The sequence below is a fragment of the Caproicibacterium sp. BJN0003 genome (assembly GCF_026314295.1).
Lineage (GTDB): Bacteria > Bacillota > Clostridia > Oscillospirales > Acutalibacteraceae > Caproicibacterium.
This window is the reverse complement of the sequence record NZ_CP111108.1, coordinates 1686127-1704332: the sequence shown is the minus strand read 5'-3', so window position 1 is coordinate 1704332 and position 18206 is coordinate 1686127. Positions and strand designations below refer to the sequence as shown.

Annotated in this window: 22 protein-coding genes and 2 pseudogenes; 18 read left to right on the top strand and 6 right to left on the bottom strand. The window is 37.4% G+C overall.

Translation table 11 applies throughout. The features are described 5' to 3' along the window. Positions 1–56: 56 nt before the first annotated feature. Together OP489_RS08400 and OP489_RS08395 are read right to left on the bottom strand one after the other, a co-directional pair. Positions 57–722 (bottom strand): HAD family hydrolase, encoded by a 666-nt coding sequence (locus OP489_RS08400; RefSeq protein WP_266161518.1) that lies wholly within the window; start codon positions 720–722, stop codon positions 57–59. Continuing rightward, positions 715–1401 (bottom strand): UDP-N-acetylglucosamine pyrophosphorylase, encoded by a 687-nt coding sequence (locus OP489_RS08395; RefSeq protein WP_266161517.1) that lies wholly within the window; start codon positions 1399–1401, stop codon positions 715–717. The genes OP489_RS08400 and OP489_RS08395 overlap by 8 nt, the downstream gene beginning before the upstream one ends. A gap of 623 nt (positions 1402–2024) precedes the next feature. Between OP489_RS08395 and rlmD the strand changes: the two genes are divergently transcribed. The 3 genes from rlmD (at position 2025) to OP489_RS08380 (ending at position 4966) form a co-directional block, all read left to right on the top strand. Further along, the gene (rlmD, locus tag OP489_RS08390; RefSeq protein WP_266161515.1) at positions 2025–3389 is read left to right on the top strand and encodes a 23S rRNA (uracil(1939)-C(5))-methyltransferase RlmD; all 1365 of its coding nucleotides are present in this window, start codon (positions 2025–2027) and stop codon (positions 3387–3389) included. A 301-nt stretch (positions 3390–3690) separates the two neighbouring features. After that, positions 3691–3885, top strand: a complete 195-nt coding sequence (locus OP489_RS08385) for an AbrB/MazE/SpoVT family DNA-binding domain-containing protein (protein WP_266161514.1) — start codon at positions 3691–3693, stop codon at positions 3883–3885. Continuing rightward, entirely contained in the window at positions 3878–4966 is a 1089-nt protein-coding gene (locus OP489_RS08380; protein WP_266161513.1) for a DNA cytosine methyltransferase, read from the top strand. The genes OP489_RS08385 and OP489_RS08380 overlap by 8 nt, the downstream gene beginning before the upstream one ends. A gap of 31 nt (positions 4967–4997) precedes the next feature. On the opposite strand, the gene OP489_RS08375 is transcribed toward OP489_RS08380, so the two are convergent. The 4 genes from OP489_RS08375 to OP489_RS08360 all read right to left on the bottom strand — a co-directional run bounded on the left by OP489_RS08375 (position 4998) and on the right by OP489_RS08360 (position 7970). After that, positions 4998–6101, bottom strand: coding sequence for a hypothetical protein (locus OP489_RS08375; protein WP_266161511.1), 1104 nt, complete (start codon positions 6099–6101; stop codon positions 4998–5000). Between the two features lie 13 nt (positions 6102–6114). Beyond that, entirely contained in the window at positions 6115–6768 is a 654-nt protein-coding gene (locus OP489_RS08370) for a DNA-3-methyladenine glycosylase family protein (RefSeq protein ID WP_266161509.1), read from the bottom strand. Positions 6769–6843: 75 nt separating this feature from the next. Then, a complete protein-coding gene (locus tag OP489_RS08365) occupies positions 6844–7047 on the bottom strand; it encodes a helix-turn-helix domain-containing protein (RefSeq protein WP_266163509.1) in 204 nt (67 codons plus the stop codon). 11 nt (positions 7048–7058) lie between these two features. Next, on the bottom strand, positions 7059–7970 hold the full coding sequence (locus tag OP489_RS08360; RefSeq protein WP_266161507.1) for a DUF2326 domain-containing protein: 912 nt from the start codon (positions 7968–7970) through the stop codon (positions 7059–7061). Positions 7971–8159: 189 nt separating this feature from the next. Here OP489_RS08360 and OP489_RS08355 point away from each other — a divergent pair, with 189 nt between their 5' ends. The 15 genes and pseudogenes from OP489_RS08355 to OP489_RS08290 all read left to right on the top strand — a co-directional run bounded on the left by OP489_RS08355 (position 8160) and on the right by OP489_RS08290 (position 18206). Further along, positions 8160–8561, top strand: a complete 402-nt coding sequence (locus OP489_RS08355; protein WP_266163508.1) for a DUF2800 domain-containing protein — start codon at positions 8160–8162, stop codon at positions 8559–8561. 5 nt (positions 8562–8566) lie between these two features. Next, positions 8567–9118 (top strand): DUF2815 family protein, encoded by a 552-nt coding sequence (locus tag OP489_RS08350; protein WP_266161505.1) that lies wholly within the window; start codon positions 8567–8569, stop codon positions 9116–9118. A 73-nt stretch (positions 9119–9191) separates the two neighbouring features. Then, a pseudogene (locus OP489_RS08345) lies at positions 9192–9662 on the top strand (hypothetical protein); the annotation flags it as partial. A gap of 47 nt (positions 9663–9709) precedes the next feature. Next, positions 9710–10366, top strand: a complete 657-nt coding sequence (locus OP489_RS08340) for a zinc ribbon domain-containing protein (protein WP_266161504.1) — start codon at positions 9710–9712, stop codon at positions 10364–10366. Continuing rightward, the gene (locus OP489_RS08335; RefSeq protein ID WP_266161503.1) at positions 10367–10783 is read left to right on the top strand and encodes a recombinase; all 417 of its coding nucleotides are present in this window, start codon (positions 10367–10369) and stop codon (positions 10781–10783) included. Position 10784: 1 nt separating this feature from the next. Further along, a complete protein-coding gene (locus tag OP489_RS08330) occupies positions 10785–12161 on the top strand; it encodes a recombinase family protein (protein WP_416232443.1) in 1377 nt (458 codons plus the stop codon). A gap of 99 nt (positions 12162–12260) precedes the next feature. Next, positions 12261–12347, top strand: a pseudogene (locus OP489_RS12345) (DNA recombinase); the annotation flags it as partial. A 142-nt stretch (positions 12348–12489) separates the two neighbouring features. After that, positions 12490–12711, top strand: coding sequence for a helix-turn-helix domain-containing protein (locus tag OP489_RS08325; RefSeq protein ID WP_266161502.1), 222 nt, complete (start codon positions 12490–12492; stop codon positions 12709–12711). Positions 12712–12726: 15 nt separating this feature from the next. Next, positions 12727–13569 carry a hypothetical protein gene (locus tag OP489_RS08320; protein WP_266161501.1) on the top strand — a complete coding sequence of 281 codons (843 nt, stop codon included), beginning with the start codon at positions 12727–12729 and terminating at the stop codon, positions 13567–13569. 63 nt (positions 13570–13632) lie between these two features. Then, the gene (locus OP489_RS08315) at positions 13633–15249 is read left to right on the top strand and encodes an exonuclease domain-containing protein (RefSeq protein WP_266161500.1); all 1617 of its coding nucleotides are present in this window, start codon (positions 13633–13635) and stop codon (positions 15247–15249) included. Between the two features lie 117 nt (positions 15250–15366). After that, entirely contained in the window at positions 15367–16377 is a 1011-nt protein-coding gene (locus OP489_RS08310; protein ID WP_266161499.1) for a hypothetical protein, read from the top strand. 191 nt (positions 16378–16568) lie between these two features. Continuing rightward, positions 16569–16724 (top strand): SHOCT domain-containing protein, encoded by a 156-nt coding sequence (locus OP489_RS08305; RefSeq protein ID WP_172036006.1) that lies wholly within the window; start codon positions 16569–16571, stop codon positions 16722–16724. A gap of 48 nt (positions 16725–16772) precedes the next feature. Further along, on the top strand, positions 16773–17024 hold the full coding sequence (locus OP489_RS08300) for a YdbC family protein (RefSeq protein ID WP_089981971.1): 252 nt from the start codon (positions 16773–16775) through the stop codon (positions 17022–17024). 519 nt (positions 17025–17543) lie between these two features. After that, positions 17544–17768 carry a helix-turn-helix domain-containing protein gene (locus OP489_RS08295; RefSeq protein ID WP_266161497.1) on the top strand — a complete coding sequence of 75 codons (225 nt, stop codon included), beginning with the start codon at positions 17544–17546 and terminating at the stop codon, positions 17766–17768. Positions 17769–17780: 12 nt separating this feature from the next. Next, positions 17781–18206 (top strand): SMI1/KNR4 family protein, encoded by a 426-nt coding sequence (locus tag OP489_RS08290; protein ID WP_266161496.1) that lies wholly within the window; start codon positions 17781–17783, stop codon positions 18204–18206.

Below are 18206 nucleotides of genomic sequence, written 5' to 3'. Positions count from 1 at the left end.
AAATTTTCTAAAAAAGCGGCAAAGCCTAAATGGAAAGGCTTTGCCGCTTTTTAATGTTATGTTTGAGTGATAATCGGTAAAAGATCTAAAGGACTTTTTACTAGGTAGACTGCATGATTTTGGGAAAGTTCTTTGGCATCACGAAATCCCCAAAGCGCACCGGCTGTATCCATCCCTGCTGCTGTACCGGTTTGCATATCGGTGTTTGTGTCGCCGATATAGAGAATTTCTTTGGGGGCTAAGTGAAATGCTTCTGCAATTTTGAGCGCACCGTCCGGCGCGGGCTTTCTGGGAATCCCATCTTGCTGGCCGCAGCAAACTGTAAATGTCTGCGCTGGAAAACAGTTTGCAATGATTTTTTGTACCCATGCATCTGGTTTGTTGGAAAGAACTGCTGTCGGAAAGGAACGTACCTTCAGTTCCTTTAGGAGTTCTTTGATCCCCGGATAGTCTGCAATTTTGCGGCAAGGGTCAGAAGCATAGAGGAATTCATAAATATGGCGAAGATGGGCAGCCTCTTCTTTTGTATGGCCTTCTGGTTTTACGTGGTTTAGCATACGCTCAATTTGTATCACAGTGCCGTTTCCCACAATCTTTCGAAAATCTTCCGGAGGAATTGTCGTGTAATGGCAGGCTTCAAGTGCTTCATTGGAAAATTCTGCAATAGAAAATAAAGTATTTAAAAGGGTTCCATCCAAGTCAAAGATGCAGGCTTTATACATGTGAAGAATCCTCTGCATGTTTTGTAACAATATGATCTGCACACTTGAAAATACTATTCTGTGGAATAAATCCCCGCACACAACTGACAGGATAAACATTGCTGTCACGGCCAATCACAGTACCCGGGTTCAGAACAGAATTGCAGCCCACTTCGACTCGATCACCGAGAATCGCGCCGAACTTTTTTCTTCCGGTAGGGATGGCCTGGGGGCCATGAACTACAACTAATGTTTTGTCTGATTTTACATTGCTGGTAATGGAACCTGCGCCCATATGACTGTGAAATCCGAGAATCGAATCGCCAACATAGTTATAATGAGGAACCTGCACATTGTCAAAAAGAATCACATTTTTTAGTTCGGTAGAATTTCCAACTACGCAGTGACTTCCGACAAGTGCATCTTTACGAATAAAAGCGCCTGGACGCACTTCAGTTTCCGGACCAATAATGCAGGGCCCTGAGATGTAATTATTAGGATAGATTTTGGTGGATTTTGCGATCCAAATATTTTCTCCCCGCTGTTCATACTCTTCTTTCGGAAGAGTAGGACCGAGTGCTAAGATGAAGGAATCGATCTCATCCAGTGCTTCCCATGGATATTGAAATTTCTGTAGAAGAGGCGCTGCCAATGTATGAGAAAGATCTAACAGTGATTTTATCGTCAATTCTTGTACCATAGAGTAAACATCCTTTCTGTAAGGCCGAAAAAGGCCTCTCTTATTATAGAAAGATTTTGTATTAGGGTCAATAGAAAATCAGAGAAAGCATAGACGAAGCCGAAGAAAGTGATTATAATAAAATAAATGAAAGACTCCAAATATTGGACAAGAACTTGTGAAAATTTAATCAGCAGTTTAAAAAGAACGTCATTTTGCATATGTAATAAAAAATCTTGCACAAAGCAAGAAAAAAGACAAGAACGGAAAACCATTCTTGCCTTTTTTGGGGAGGAGTTGTATTGAAAAGGTTCACAGCCGTCTGGCTGTAAGACTTATCATCAAAAGTTTGTGAAATATTTTTCTTTCTGTTTTTATTATAACATGCAAAAATGTTGTGTCAACGCCTTTTTTAACGATTTTTCACAATCTCCAATTTATACAAAACGCTAATTTTAGCAGGAATGTTTTAGTAATAATTAACGAAATATGAAATTTTACTTATTAGAAAAAATTTCTTCAAAAATTTTAAAGACAGACTTTTGAGAAAACGTTTTCTCTTAGCGAAAAAATTTGTGGATCAATTTGCAGGAAAAATAAACATACATGCAGAAAACAAAATCATGGAAAGGAAGAAAAAATTTTTGGAATTAAAAAAGAATGATATTGTAAAGTTAACAATTACAGGATATACAGCACAGGGGAGTGGCGTTGGCCGAGCCGAAGGGCTGCCAGTTTTTGTTTTTGGAGCTGCCAGAGGAGATGTCCTTCAGGTACGAGTCGTCAAACGGCTTAAAACATATGCGTTTGGGCGGATTGAAAAAATTTTGGAACCGTCTCCAGCTCGTATTGAACCGGATTGTTCGGTGTCTGCTCAATGCGGAGGCTGTGTTTTTCGTCATCTTACCTATCAGGAAGAATTGTGGGCAAAACAAGAACGAGTGCAGGATGCAGTTAGCCGAATTGGAGGAATCAATTTTCCAGTTGCTGAAATTTTGCCGTCACCGGATTGCATTCACTATCGAAATAAAGCACAGATTCCGCTTCAGGCAGATGCAAATGGAAATTTGGTATTTGGATTTTATGCGGTGCATAGTCACAGAATCGTTCCTTGTGATCAGTGCTTGTTGCAGCCGGAATCTTTTTTTCGTGCAATGCAGGCGGTGAAAAAATGGCAAAGCATCTCAAAAGATACGATTTATGACGAAAAAACGGGAAAAGGAACTTTACGTCATTTATATTTGCGCAGCGCAATGTCTACAGGAGATCTGATGGTTTGCCTTGTAATTAATGGCAGCAAGATTCATAAAGAAGATGTTTTGATAGAATTATTAAAAAACGAGGTTCCAGAGACGAAAAGCATTGTGCTTAACTTTAATCGTGATCGAACCAATGTGATTTTGGGCGAGAAAGGGAAAACGTTGTGTGGGACAGATTCGATTACCGATACGCTATGTGGACTTTCTTTTTCTATTTCGCCGAAAAGCTTTTATCAGGTAAATCGCAAACAGGCACAACGACTATATAATCTGGCGGCAAAAGCGGCCGCTTTGACTGGAAAAGAGACATTGCTTGATCTTTACTGTGGGACTGGAACAATCGGTCTTTCTATGGCAAAAGATGCGCGGCAGGTGATCGGAGTAGAGATCGTAGAGGCTGCTGTGGAGGATGCACGTCGCAATGCAGAGCAGAATCAAATTAAGAATGCACGCTTTTTTTGCGGAGATGCTTCAGAAGCCGCCGAGAAATTGCAGAAGGAAGGAATTCAGCCCGACGTTGTGATTTTAGATCCGCCGAGAAAAGGCTGTGGAGAAGAATTAATCCGGACTGTAGTTAAAATGGCTCCGGAGCGTATTGTATATGTTTCTTGCGATCCTGCTACGTTGGCAAGGGATCTCAAACTATTTACGGAGCTTGGATATTCGCTGCGCTCTTTGCAGCCGGTCGATATGTTCCCAAGAACACCCCACGTTGAGACGGTCGTATTGCTGTCAAGGGTTGAAAAATAAGAGTATAATAGTGCTTGATATAAAGGGATTTCCGTGATTTTGAACTCATATTCAAGCTGGGTTCAAGGTCACGGAATTGTTTATTGTAAGAACATATCTAAAACTATAAAAACACAAGGTTGTGTGGACATTATTACTTTTTGGCTACCGAGTTGACGAAATTACTGTCAAAAAGGTGGCGAGTGGATAAAATTACTGTAAAAGAAGTTACGAGTTGATAGAATGGTTGGCGAATTAAATCTTGATATTAGACTGAAAATAGGGTATAATTAGACTAAGTTTAAACTGGGGAGGAAAATGTATGGCAGATTCATATATATACTTGGATACATATGTGTTGCAGCAAGATATGAGAGTTCGCTTGCCTAAAGCCATTCTTTCGAATATGAAGGTAGAAAAAGGAAAAACAAAATTTGATATATATCTGGATTCTTCAGACGATTCATTGCTTCTACGTATTCACAATGAAGAAGATGGAGGTTCAAATAATGAATAAGGAATATTCTGCTGTATCTTTGTTTACCGGAGCGGGAGGCATGGATATTGGCTTTGAAAGAGCTGGCATCAAAGCTGTATTTGCAAATGAATTGATGAAAGAGGCTGCAGAAACATATAATGCCAATCATTCCAAGGGAGTAATGGTAAATGATGATATAAATAATGTTCTCAACAGTCTTGAAAAATTCAAAAATGTTGATTTTGTTTTTGGTGGTCCACCATGCCAAGGATTCTCTGTTGCAGGTAAGATGGACCCCAATGATGAGCGTAGTAAGTTAATATTTACATTCCTTGATGCTGTAGAGAAAATACAACCTAAAGCGTTTGTAATGGAAAATGTTAAGGCTTTAGGGGTCTTGGATAAGTGGGGTGCTGTAAGGAAGAAATACTTAGATAGAGCTAGTCAAATCGGATACTTATGCGCTCCATTTATTTTGAATGCAACTGAGTATGGGGTGCCACAAAAAAGAGAGAGAGTTTTTTTCATTGGAATTAAAGGTAATGAAGACCCATTCTTCGAATATAATATGACCAATCTTATAGAGGAACAGAAGCATAAGGCTCCAATTATTAAAGAAATTTTGCAGTCACTTGGACGTGCTGGAACGAAATCCAATCCGATTACTTGTACGGCAAAAATTACATTTGCTACTCGACCAGTTATGAGAAAGTCTCCTTATGCCGGTATGTATTTTAACGGACAAGGTAGACCGATTGATATAAATGGATATGCCAATACGCTACCTGCCTCCATGGGAGGAAATAAAACTCCTTTTGTGGATGAGGAATACCTTTATGGTGATGCAGATGAAGATTGGGTAGTTGCTTATCATAAAGGATTGCTAGAAGGAACAATTGAACCTGATTTTAAGGAGGCACCACCAAGGCTTAGGCGTATAACAATAAGAGAAGCTGCACGGATTCAAACCTTTCCAGATGACTATATATTCTGTGGTAATAAAGGGAAAATATATACTCAGATTGGTAATGCTGTTCCGTGTAAATTAGCAGAGGTAGTTGCCAGGGCTGCTGTTGGATATTTAGAGCAAAAACAACTATTAAAAAAAGACTGTGTTTAATTCTGGACACAGTCCTTTTTAATAGTGTTCTTTATTGATGTAATTCATACCATAATTTTTTAACTTTTTCTGCTGTGTTTATATCTTCAATATATGTATTCAAATCATTATAGAAAGCGATACGCCCTCCTTGAGTCATGCGTTGCAGTGTGTCAGAAACCCACTCATAAATGTCCCAGTAGTAGTACATAATATTTTGATAGGCATAGCTGCCAAGATATGAATGGAGACCGCTCTTTTTCATATCAATAAAACAGTCTTCCTTACGACAGATGACAATTATTTCATTTAAATCACTATTATTTGCTTCGTTATATTTTATTATACAATCATATGAATCACGAATTCTGGCTAAGTCAAAAGGTTTGACTGTGATTTCGTAGACTTTGTAAATGATACCATCGGAAGATTCTTCATTTACATCACCTGGTTTTTTACTTGTGGTGCTTGTTACAGACGCACGATCCTCTTCTCCGGTTACAACAATGCCTGTTTCCATTGATGCATGATAATTTTTCAATAAGGAAGCAGCAATTTTTTGTGGTGTGTTTCCAGCATCAGGAGTTTTGGTAATTAATTCATAGCATAAATAATATAAGAATTCCGGGTCGGCTGATGGCTCGATTTCCACCGAAAGAGCTTCCATGCGATTTGATTCAGCGATTAGTCTTCGCAGTAGCGAAATCCCTACATTATTAATCCTTTCAAGAAATCCTTCTTCCGAATTTTCCATGTATTCAACAAGCTTGACAACTTGTACAGCAACCTCGGAGGGTCTTCGTTGTGCTGCCCAAATCATATCCAATCCAACAGTAGCTTTTGCAACGTTAAGGGGGCCAGATTTTCTGTGGGGTATTTCTCTTTCAATAAGAAATTCTTTAATTGGTCCTTCATAAATTGCTCGTGGATTGCAATCATAAAGACCTGTTGAGGCCTTGAATGAGTTATCAAGTCTCATTCCAATAATTACGACTAAGAGAATTTCCCTAAAACCCCAAGCTGTTGTTGCAAACAGCTTATCCAAAGAAGTCTTATATGCATTTTCATCAATAGACAGGCTCTTATTTAATGCCTTATTATACAGCGAGTTTAGAACTTGCTTTACACGTTCATTTCTTTCATCAACAATACCCATTTTCTAGCTCCTCTCATTTAAACAAGTGAAATTCTTCTTTAGTGAACCCCATATCTAATGCACGATAAAGATATCTCGCAGCAATTGAAGAATAAGGCCTCCATTTTTTGCATTTATATGACACCGCTTTAGCGCTGCAATCTTCGGTTTTGTACATCCATCGATATGATTGCAAGAATGCACCATCCTCAAATGGCAAAACATCCTGGCGATTCAAAACGAAAATTAAATACATCTTCGCTGACCAATTTCCGATCCCACGGATTGCAGTCAGCTTTTTTATTATCTCTGTATCTGACAATTTCTGAAGTTCCAGAAAATCAATATCGTTATTACTTACAGCATTTGTTAGGCTACGGATGTAGGTAACTTTTGCTTTTGACGTGCCGGCACTTCTGATTTCTTCGTCTGATAATTTAGAAATACTCTCTGGTGTGACATTGCCATTGCAAAGATCCTCAAGCCTTTTGTAAATTTTATCTCCTGCTTTTATAGAGAGCATCTGTTCAATAATCTCATGAACTAAGAAGGAATATATGTTTTCATCGTCATGTGGCGAATATGTTATTCTCCCAACCATTGAGATGACTTTTGCCAATCGCCTATCTTTTTTACAGAGATATTGAACAGAAGGTGTATTCATATCGAGCGTAATAATTTCTGACACGAGAACCTCCCTTAATCGTCTTACTATGTAATAGAGGTGGCACTCACACCACCTAACTCATTAGGAATATATTTTTTACTTACGCACAGTTTCAACAATGTCATCCAAATCACAATCTAGTGCTTTACATATTCTAAGTAACACATCTGTATTGACATTCTGACTTTTACCTAACTTGGCAATCGAAGCAGAGCTAAGACCTGTAACCTTTCGAAGATCTTGCTTAGTCATTCCTCGATCTATTAACAATTTCCATAGCCGATTATAACTCAAGCTAATATCCATGCTTTTTACTCCTTGATATTCCATGAACGACCAAATAACTCATCGCCATTTTCGTTCAATCGAATAACAGCAGTGCTATTGAGAATTTGGCTAGTTTCATTTGTATAGGATTCATCTTTATCAAAAGCAATAAATATCTGCTTATCAAATTCTGTGTAAAGTTGAATTATCTTATTAAGTGGCTCATCACCTATGTTCTTGAACAGTAGAGAATCATGTGCCAATGCAGGAAGTTTAGTAGTTTCTAGAACACTTAGGTCAAATACAATGAGACTCTTATAAGAAGTACCTGTGCCACTATCATCAGGCGTGTAGAACTCATACGTAGTGCCACTGTCTAAGTCTAGTACAGGCGCTTTTCTTTTTTTCTCGTAAATTCTATCATTGAAACGAACCATTTGCTCATTAATACTACTTTCAATGCGACGCAATTCAGCCTCTTCGACCTTCTGGAGCTGCTCTTTTGAATCCTTCTTTGACAAGTTAAGTTCTTCTACCAAAAGATAATCTCGATTTTGAGCCTCAAGGCGTTCGATTGCACGGTTCAACTCTTTATATTTATTTAAATATGCTGTTGAATAGTTCGCGGGTTCTCCGTGTTTTGAAAGTTGATTTTTTAGACTTTCAATCTCCTGATTTAATCGTTCAAGGTTCTTATTCAACTCACTTTTTTGCTGCTCGTACTCCGCCATCAAAATTTCGCTTAGCCTTGCATGGAAAGACTCAATTTCTGATAATTTTCGAACGTTAACTCCCGGGAAAAATTGCTTTAGCTCTTCATAGGGACCATGATGTACTTCCGAATTGCTGGAGAGATTTTCTTCTACAAGACTTAACTGTGTCTTCGTTGTAGTTCTGTTCCTCATCAGAACATTAAGCTGTGTTTTAATCTCGCTTATCTGATCAGCCTGTTCCAAATCAAGATTTACATAGCTAGAGTTATTAGAAGCCGTATGAGCTATGAGATCTTCCCTTAATGATTCCAGTTCATTGAGATTCTCGTTATAACGTTTTTTCGTTGTTATAGAGCCATAGGATATAACATCTTGCTTTTTTGCTTTTTTTAGCGCATCAAGCTTGTCAGATACTTTCTTTAACTCTGAGCGATACTTACTGACAATGAGATAGAAGAGATTTTATTCATTCTTCCCGACCTTACTAAATGGGCAAATGAAATAACAGCCTATGCCACAGATGCCGCTGTGAATCACGGCAAAGAGTGGAATGGTTTTAAGGTTGTGGAAGGTCGCTCTGTTCGCAAATACAAAGATGAAGATGCCATCGCAGAAAAAGCTGTGGCAAGCGGATTTAAGGACATTTACCGTAAGAGCCTCATCCCTATGACAGAGATGCAGAAGCTGATGGGTAAAGCCAAATTTGAGGAAATACTCGGTGACCTCATTTATAAACCACCGGGCAAGCCGACTCTTGTTCCCAACTCGGATAAAAGACCGGCTATGAACGTAGCAGATGCAAAAAACGAATTTAACGAAATTATGGAGGATTAAATATTATGGCAAATAACACTAATAAAACTAAGGTTATCACAGGTGTAAACACAAGGCTCTCTTACTTCCACGGATGGGAGCCGGTATCTATTAACGGCGGTGCTGAGAAATACAGTGTGTCCGTTCTCATTCCAAAGGATGATAAGGAAACCATTAATGCCATCCATGCAGCAGTTGATGCTGCCATTGAGGAAGGTATCGCAAAGTTTGGTGGTAAGAAACCAAATAAGGCAGCCATTAAACTACCGCTGCGTGATGGAGATGTAGAGCGTGATGATGAGGCTTATAAAGGACATTATTTTATTAATGCGAATAGCAAAACTGCTCCACAGATTGTTGACAGAAGTGTTAAGCCAATCATGGATCGCAGTGAGGTATACAGCGGTTGTTATGGCAGGGTTTCTCTTAACTTCTATGCTTTCAACTCAAATGGTAATAAAGGTGTAGCTTGTGGTCTTGGTAACATTCAAAAAATTAGAGACGGAGAACCTCTAGGCGGTAAGACTTCTGCAGTAGATGATTTTACGACTCTTGTCGATGATGACTTCCTTGCCTAAAAGGAATAGAAAACTTGATGGTGGTGGAGGTCTTACCTCTGCCACCTTTTTTCATTTAGGAAAGGTGGTAGCTATGAAGAACTTAGAAATTGATATAGAAACCTATTCATCTACCAATCTACAAAAGAGTGGTGTTTATCGTTACGTAGAAGCAGATGATTTTGAGGTGATGCTGTTTGGTTATGCGGTTGACGGTGATGAAGTTAAGGTCATCGATTTGATGAATGGAGAAAAGATTCCAAAAGAAATCCTAGATGCCTTAACCGATGAAACCATTACGAAATGGGCATTTAATGCTCAGTTTGAGCGAGTATGCCTTTCACGTTATTTGGGCTATCCCACTGGGACTTATCTAAATCCTTCCTCATGGAAATGTTCCATGGTTTGGTCTGCCTATATGGGACTTCCTCTTTCTTTAGAAGGTGTAGGTGCAGTGCTAGGACTTGAAAAGCAAAAGCTGACGGAGGGTAAAGACCTGATACGATATTTTTGTCTTCCATGTGCTCCAACAAAAATAAATGGTAGTAGAACCCGTAACCTACCCACTGATGAAATCTCATCGATGAAAGAGCCAAGATGAAGTGTAAGGGCGTGAAAAAGAACGTTTATCTCAACCGATATGCTTTAAGTGGCAAGATCGTCTGTGGAGAATGTGGTCGCAATTTTAGGAGAAAGACAAACTACTCAGCTGGTAGGAGTTACATTGCTTGGAGTTGCATCGGTCATATCGAAGACAAAGAGAGTTGCTCCATGTTGTTCTTGCGAGATGGGGAAATCAAAGCCACATTTACAACCATGATGAATAAGCTTGCTTTCAGTAACAAGCTAATCCTAGAGCCACTTTTCAAATCAATTAGCCAAATTGATGAAGAAATCGACCGTGAAAGAATGGATGCTATTGATAAGCGAGTAGAGCAATTAATGGAAGAACGCAACACCCTTATTACACTGATGGCCAAAGGTTTCCTTGAGCCTGCTCTTTTTAATCAGGAACGTAATGTCTTGGATAGTGAGATGAAAAATCTTACAACTGAAAAAACAAACCTTGTAACGAACTCTACGAGTGGTGTTTTGCGAGCGAACGAGATAAAGGACCTCATTGATTATGTGTCAGCAGATAGTTTTAAAGGTGACTACACGGAAGAATTACTTGAAGAATTTGTAGAAAACATCATTGTAAATTCCAGGGATGAGCTGACATTCAATTTGAAATGCGGTCTTTCCCTGAAAGAAAAGGTGGTGAGATAAATGGCATATATTCCATATGGATACAGAATTCAAGATGGAGTGGTTACTGTCGATGAAAAGGCAGCAGGTCAAGTAAAGGTATTCTTTGAGAAATACATATCAGGACTATCCCTTACAGTGGCTGGCGAACAGGCAGGTATTGATAAGACACACTCTGTGATGGGACGCATTTTGAAAAACGTCAACTACCTTGGAAATGATAAGTATCCAGCAATTATTGATAAAGAGATATTTGATAAAGCTGAAGAAGTTAGAGAGAAACGTGCAAAGGATTTAGGTCGAGTGGTAGAGCTTGCCGCTTTCACCTCTCCTCCTCCCAAAGAACGATTCAAAATGAGAAAGGCAGATAATAAGATGCCAGTGGATCCTTTTGAACGAGCAGAATACTTATACAGTCTGATAGAAAGCGAGGAATAATGTGGCAGAGAAAAATATAATGGTCATTCCTGCTCGTAAAAGAGTGGGAAGTACGGCCGCAAAAGAAAAGATAAAGAAACTTCGTGTTGCCGCCTATTGCCGTGTTTCTACAGAAACGGAAGAACAAAATTCTAGTTATGAGGTTCAGGTCGCACACTATACAGAGTTTATAAAGAAAAATAATGAATGGGAGTTTTCCGGCATCTTTGCAGATGATGGTATCTCCGGGACGAACACCAAAAAGCGTGACGAATTTAATCGCATGATTGCAGAGTGTATGGACGGTAATATCGACATGGTTATTACAAAATCCATCAGCCGATTTGCACGTAACACCCTAGACTGCCTTCAATACATTAGACAGCTCAAGGATAAGAACATATCCGTTTATTTTGAAAAAGAGAACATCAACACAATGGATGCCAAGGGTGAGGTGCTACTTACCATTATGGCATCTCTAGCACAGCAGGAAAGCCAGAGCCTTTCACAAAACGTTAAGCTTGGACTTCAATACCGATACCAACAAGGAAAGGTGCAGGTCAACCATAAGCGATTTATGGGATACACCAAAGATGAAGACGGAAACTTAATCATTGTTCCAGAAGAAGCTGAGATTATTAAACGCATCTACCGTGAATACCTTGAAGGTCAGAGTCTGGTAGGCATTGGTCGAGGTCTTGAAAAGGATGGTATTTTAACAGCAGCAGGAAAACCAAGATGGCGACCAGAATCAGTTAAGAAGATCCTTCAAAACGAAAAATACATCGGAGACGCTCTTCTGCAAAAGACCGTCACAGTAGATTTTCTTACCAAGAAGCGAGTTAAGAACGAAGGCCATGTTCCGCAGTATTATGTTGAAAATAGCCATGAAGCGATTATTCCTAAAGAACTCTTCTTACAAGCACAGGAAGAACTTCATCGAAGAAGCAATATCTACACAGGAGCAGGCAAGAACAAACGAATTTATAGTAGCAAGTACGCTTTAAGTGCCATCACCTTCTGTGGAGATTGTGGCGATATTTACAGGAGAACATATTGGAATATTCACGGCAGAAAAGAATTTGTCTGGCGATGCGTGACTAGAATCGAGCAAGGACCTGAGGTCTGTAAGAATAGAACGGTAAAAGAAGGTGAAATCTATGGTGCTGTAATGACTGCGATTAATAGGCTACTTGCAGGTGGCAATAACATGATAAAGACCTTGGAAGAAAATATTCATGCCGTGATTGGCGAAACAACAGAATACCAAATTTCAGAGATTAACAACTTGCTAGAGGAAAAACAAAAAGAACTCATCAAGTTGGCTAATAAGGGGCAAGACTATGAACAACTAGCAGATGAGATTGATGAGCTGAGAGACAAGCGACAGACCCTTTAAGTAGAAGATGTCTCTCTTAGTGGCGAAAATGAGCGAATCGATGAGTTGATTGAATTTATCCGCAAGAACAAATTCCGCACTCTAGAATATGATGATAAGCTTGTAAGGAAGATAATCCAGAGCGTTACAGTCTACGAAGAACACTTCGTCATATCCTTTAAATCTGGTATTGAAATGGAAATATGAAAATCAGAAGTAAATAGCCCATGACTCTGCAGTAGAGTTGTGGGTTTTCTTTTGCTTGCTGATTATAATAATATTTTAATAACTATTGTATTTATCAACCAAATGGTTTATAATATTCTTAGCGTTAACTTGGAGGTGCTGTATGACTACGGCAGAAATGATTAAAGAACTGTGTGAGAAAATGAATATAAGCGTTTCTGAACTTGCTAGACGTATTGGCCAGACTACACAGAATTTCAATAAAAAATTACAACGAGAAACAGTTACCTTGGATGAGTTGAAGGCCATTGCTGATGTGCTAGGTGTCAAGTTTGTGCAGGCATTTATTTTACCAGATGGTGATGAGATAAAAACAAGTAATTAGGAGGTGTGATTTGTATTGAAAATCATAACAATAAATGATGTTGAGTATGCTGTATTTGCTGCTAATGAAGGTACTGCCAAACCACAACCTCATATCATAGAAACGAAATCTGGCACTATTCCAGAAGGAAAACAACTGAGTTTATTAAAAGAATATCTTAACCAGAATGATATTTCCCCTATAAAAGGAGCAACTACATATTGGTGCATTAACAAGGTTCTTAGGCTTGGTTCAAGTAAAGAAAAAACTATAAGGGAAACAATCCATAAACAGAAATACCTACCTTTAACAGAAGAGAATATTGAGAAACAGCATAAATTTGTAGGTGCAAGCTCTAATTATGGAAAAGAAGGTCTAATAATTCATGATGTTTTGAATGCATTTCCTCTTCATAATGATTTAAATACTATTGCGATGAAGATTGCGGTAATTGATGTAACCAATTCAACGCATCTTTCTCAATATAAGAGCAGGTTGTCTTTATATGATTTGGCTAAAGTAATTCTGGAGATTCCTAATTTTGATGATCGGTTGGCAAAAGGAGATCCTGAACTGGTAAATATTATCGCAAGGAACATTGGTCCAGTTAATATGTTCTCATTTGCATCCAAGTACTGTACATATCATAACGTGGAAGTGTATGGGAGAGATGATTACTCCATCTTTGATGGCATCGTTAAAAATACTCTTCCTCAGTATGTCCAAGGACTAACTACGAATAAGATTGATACGTGGCGAAGAAGTTTTGATTACGAGACATTTAACGAATGTGTTGGAAAACTACTTGATGAAAATAATATACACATTCCTTTTAGAAGAAGAAAGTTAGATCACTTCTTGTGGTATGCGAATAGGTAGAATATAAGAAAAAGGCATCGTAAAAAGCGAGTCTGGATAAAATTTGTGAGGGAGGAAATAATAGTGGGATTATTTGATTTTCTAAAGAAAAAACAAGGAAAGGTTAGTAAGCAAGTTGATCATCAGCTGGTTTCTAGTCCCTTTCGTACTGGTAAATTTTTTGCTGAAAAATTGGATGTGGACATATCAAATGTAGATGAGATTCGTAAAACTTTTATCGCTTTTGATGTGGAAACAACTGGCCTAAATTCTTCTTCAGATAGAATTGTAGAGATTGGTGCAGTGCTATTTGAAGAAGGAGTTCCAATTCAATCATTCGGAACTCTTATCAATCCAAAAGTTAGAATTACATCCTCAGCTTCGGCTATAAATAATATAAGTAATGAAATGCTAAACTCTGCTCCAAGTGAGCAGGAAGTTTACCCCCGGTTAGTAGAATTTTTGGGAGATGCACTAGAAGGAAAAATCGCTATGTGTGCACACAATGCAAATTTCGATTTTGGATTTTTAAGTAACACATTTTCTAGGCTTGGGTATGATGCAAAAATTAAGTATGTTGATACGCTGAGTCTCTCTAGAAAACATATAAAAGGCATTGTAAATCATAAGCAAGAGACTGTAGCGGAATATTTCGGATTAAAAAATGACACTGCCCATAGAGCAGAATCAGATGCAGATACATGTGGAAAGATCCTTTGGGGTGTTTTAGATATTATTGAGGAGTCGTTGGAAGAACAAAAAAAGCAAATAGAAAAGATGACTCCAGACATAAAAGAACTTGAAGTTTGTGCTTTTATTCAAGATATTATTGAGAAAAAAGGATGTGACACCAGTTGGATCAGGTATCGAAAAAACAGTAATAATTATGTCGATGTAACTTGTCTATATACATTCTTAAAGTTTAAGTTTGCTAAGAAGGGAAATTACATCATTATTAGAAAAGATGCTACAAATGGAATTGATTTACCTATAGAACCTTGTACTGTAAGTGAAGGCGGTACAACAAATGTGCGAGTCTATTTTCGTAGCCCCTTTGACTTAACGCCTCTTTCAAATTATATTTTCAGTGCTTATAGCGATTGTTATAATTCTATGAATGAATATATGAGTGTTAGTAATTATACTAAAAAAGAAGCAGAGCAAAGCCTTAGTATGCTGAAATCTATTTCAAAATCAGCGATGAAAGAGTTATTATTCGATGCAAAAAATCGTGGATATGATGAGACTGAAGTTAACCTAAATATTGAAAAAGTGATATCTAGAGAAGATGTAATTATTAACGGGTTGCATAATCGAGTTTCATTAAACAAGATACGAAATATAGGGAATTGGGAGAAAGGATTTGATGCAGGTTATCCATATTGGGAGCGTGGAGAAACTGCTAGGAAAAATGGCAAAGTAGATGAAGCTATTGCACTTTTTGATAAAGCTCGATATAACGGCTATGATGCTCCTGCGCTATATGATTCTTATGCTAAAGCTTATCGAAAAATTAAGGATTACGATAATGAAATTATCATTCTTGATGAAGGAATTATACGTAAAACACGGCACGATGTTGGTACTTTAGAGGCTCGTAGGGATAAGGCAATTAAGCTATTATTTGCTAAACAAGAGGCAGAGCGGATAGCTAAGGAAAAATCTGATTTTCTAAAAGCGAACAAAAAAGAGGATATTTAGAGGTTCAAAACGAAGTTAATAAGTTAATATAAAAATATACTAAGACTACGGAGTAAAATCTGTAGGCTTATTTTTTATGGTATAATAAATACAAATTAGAATTTAGAGGATAAAAACATGGTAAAAGTAAAAAATAACAAGATAAAAACATACATTCTATCAGCAATAACATTAATATGGCTAGTATTTTCCATGATACTTTTATATATAAAAAGTAGGACTGGTTATAGAATATTAATTGATTTCTTTGGGTTACAATTAAGGCAAGGAGATGTCCTATTTATTCTTTTACTGATGATTGTAGCTTGGCTTATCTTTTTTCTAAAGCTATTTTGGAAGAAATATTCTAGTAACATTGCTAGAGTTATTCTGGTAACAGGCTGGATTTTATTAATTGCAGGATTCTTATTTGGGTCTTTAATTTTTTTAGGTGGTCATCTTGTAAGTACCTACTATACTTTTATTTCCCCTGATAAAAAACATACGCTAGTAGTTGATGAGGCTTCGCTCTTGCTTTTGTCAAATGTAAGTTTATTTGAAAGGATAAATCCTTTATTTATTGAAGATTTAGGCGCAGAAACCTCCCTCGATGATGGATTTGCACCAATTTCAGCAGGTAAGTACTGGATAAAGTGGGATGGAAATAGGGTTAGCCTTGCGATGTTGGATGAACTTGGGACTGGGACATGGGATGTAGTAAAAGTTTCCTTAGGAGATAGTGATAGGGATGTTCAACATGATAATTTAGACTCTGAGGGCAAGCCTATTGTCTATGAGGAAAATTATTCTCCTACGCTTCCTGCGAAAGATACCATTCATAAACCACTAACTAAACAAGAAATATTAGATAGTTTATCTCTTGAAAATGCTATCATAATACCAAATTCTAACTATGGACTTATAGAGGTTGATAGGGCTATGGCTAGAAGTCTATGGTATTTTGTAAGAATTGAGGAAAATAGGATGATTTATATTTCTGATGCTCCAGATACATCTCCTAAAGTTGAGGGAGAAATTGATTCTGAAGGAAAAATACATTTAAGATTTACGGATATTAATAATAATCAAACCAATTATGAATCTTTAAACCAGGGAAAGACTTGGAAAAATGCTCTCCACAAAAAATAAATTAGTAAAACTTTCGTTCAAAGGGATTTGTATTGACTGATAAATGTCAGTTTGTTGAAATAAAAAATAATATTAATTCTTTAACATAATGACTTACGAGTTTTTTTCGTAGGTCTTATTTTTTTTTTACTCAAAAATACCTCAGATGTCCTAGGGATAGTGAAGAATAAATATTGGACATGGAGGGAAAAATGAATAGTCAAATAACTTATGAAAATGTAGAAAAAGAATCAGCATATTATATTTCAAGTGAAATACTTGCAGAAATGTATTTATTAGGTCTAATTTCACTTGAAGAATATGAAGAAATCACTTGTTACAATATAGAAAAGTTCACACCTTTTTAAGGCGAAATAATGCTATAAAATTTGATAAATAGCCGTTTGTACGGGAATATGTTACTAGTAAAAAAGGAGGTGAAAGACAAGGCAGATATTAAATATGAAATCAAAGAAACCGTGGGCATTCTTTCAGAAAACAATAGAGGCTGGTCAAAGGAACTGAATTTAATCAGCTGGAATGACAGGGAGCCTAAATACGACATCAGGGATTGGTCGCCGGAACATGAGAAGATGGGCAAAGGTGTAACCTTAAGCGTAGAAGAACTTAAAAAGCTTAGGGAGTTACTTAATGAAATGGAACTTTAGAGTTGGAGGAATGGGGAAATAAACTCTTTTAAGGATGTCGTAAAAGCTCTATTTTATAATGAAATATACAAGGAGCTATCATTTTATATAGAAGAGAACCCTTCCAAGCTAGACTGTAGATACTCTGAGTCTAATGATTAAGCATAGCAGAAGAGATTGATGAGCTGAGAGACAAGCGACAGTTCCTTTTAGTAGAAGATGCCTCCCTTAGTGGCGAGAACGAGCGAATCAATGAGCTGATTGAATTTATCGGCAAGAACAAATTCCGCACCTTAGAATATGACGATAAACTTGTAAGGAAAATAATCCAGAACGTTACTGTGTATGAAGACCACTTCGTCATAGCATTCAAATCTGGAATCGAAATGGAAATATGAAAACCCAAAGTAAATAGCCCATGACTCTACAGTAGAGTTGTGGTTTTTTTTTTGCTTGCTGATTATAATAATATTTTAATAACTATTGTATTTATCAACCAAATGGTTTATAATATTCTTAGCGTTAACTTGGAGGTGCTGTATGACTACGGCAGAAATGATTAAAGAACTGTGTGAGAAAATGAATATAAGCGTTTCTGAACTTGCTAGACGTATTGGCCAGACTACACAGAATTTCAATAAAAAATTACAACGAGAAACAGTTACCTTGGATGAGTTGAAGGCCATTGCTGATGTGCTAGGTGTCAAGTTTGTGCAGGCATTTATTTTACCAGATGGAGAAGAAATAAAGACGGGTAACGAGTGAAGGAGGAAAACAATGGTTTCTGGAGAATTAAAGCTAATTATTGATGAATTAAGTACACAGGGGAAAATGATTTTTCATGAGGCGACTACAGAAGAAAAAATCACAACCTTTGAACAAGAAAATAATGTCGTTTTTCCATCCAAATACAAAGAATGGCTGCAGCTTTCTGATGGTGGTGAGTTCTTTTTGCCAGCAGGTATTCAATTATATGGAATTGAACACAAGCCAGTGATTAATGTAAATGATAATTCACGACCAAACGATGATTATATCGTCATTGGGGCTTTAGCATCAGGCGACCCAATCATCTGCGCAAAAAATAGCGAAAAAATAGCTATATATAATCAAGAAGCTGGAAGGATAGAAGACGATGAAATTTATGATGATTTTATAGTCTTTCTTAAACATCTGCATGATTTGCTTGGCATAGGTGGTTGA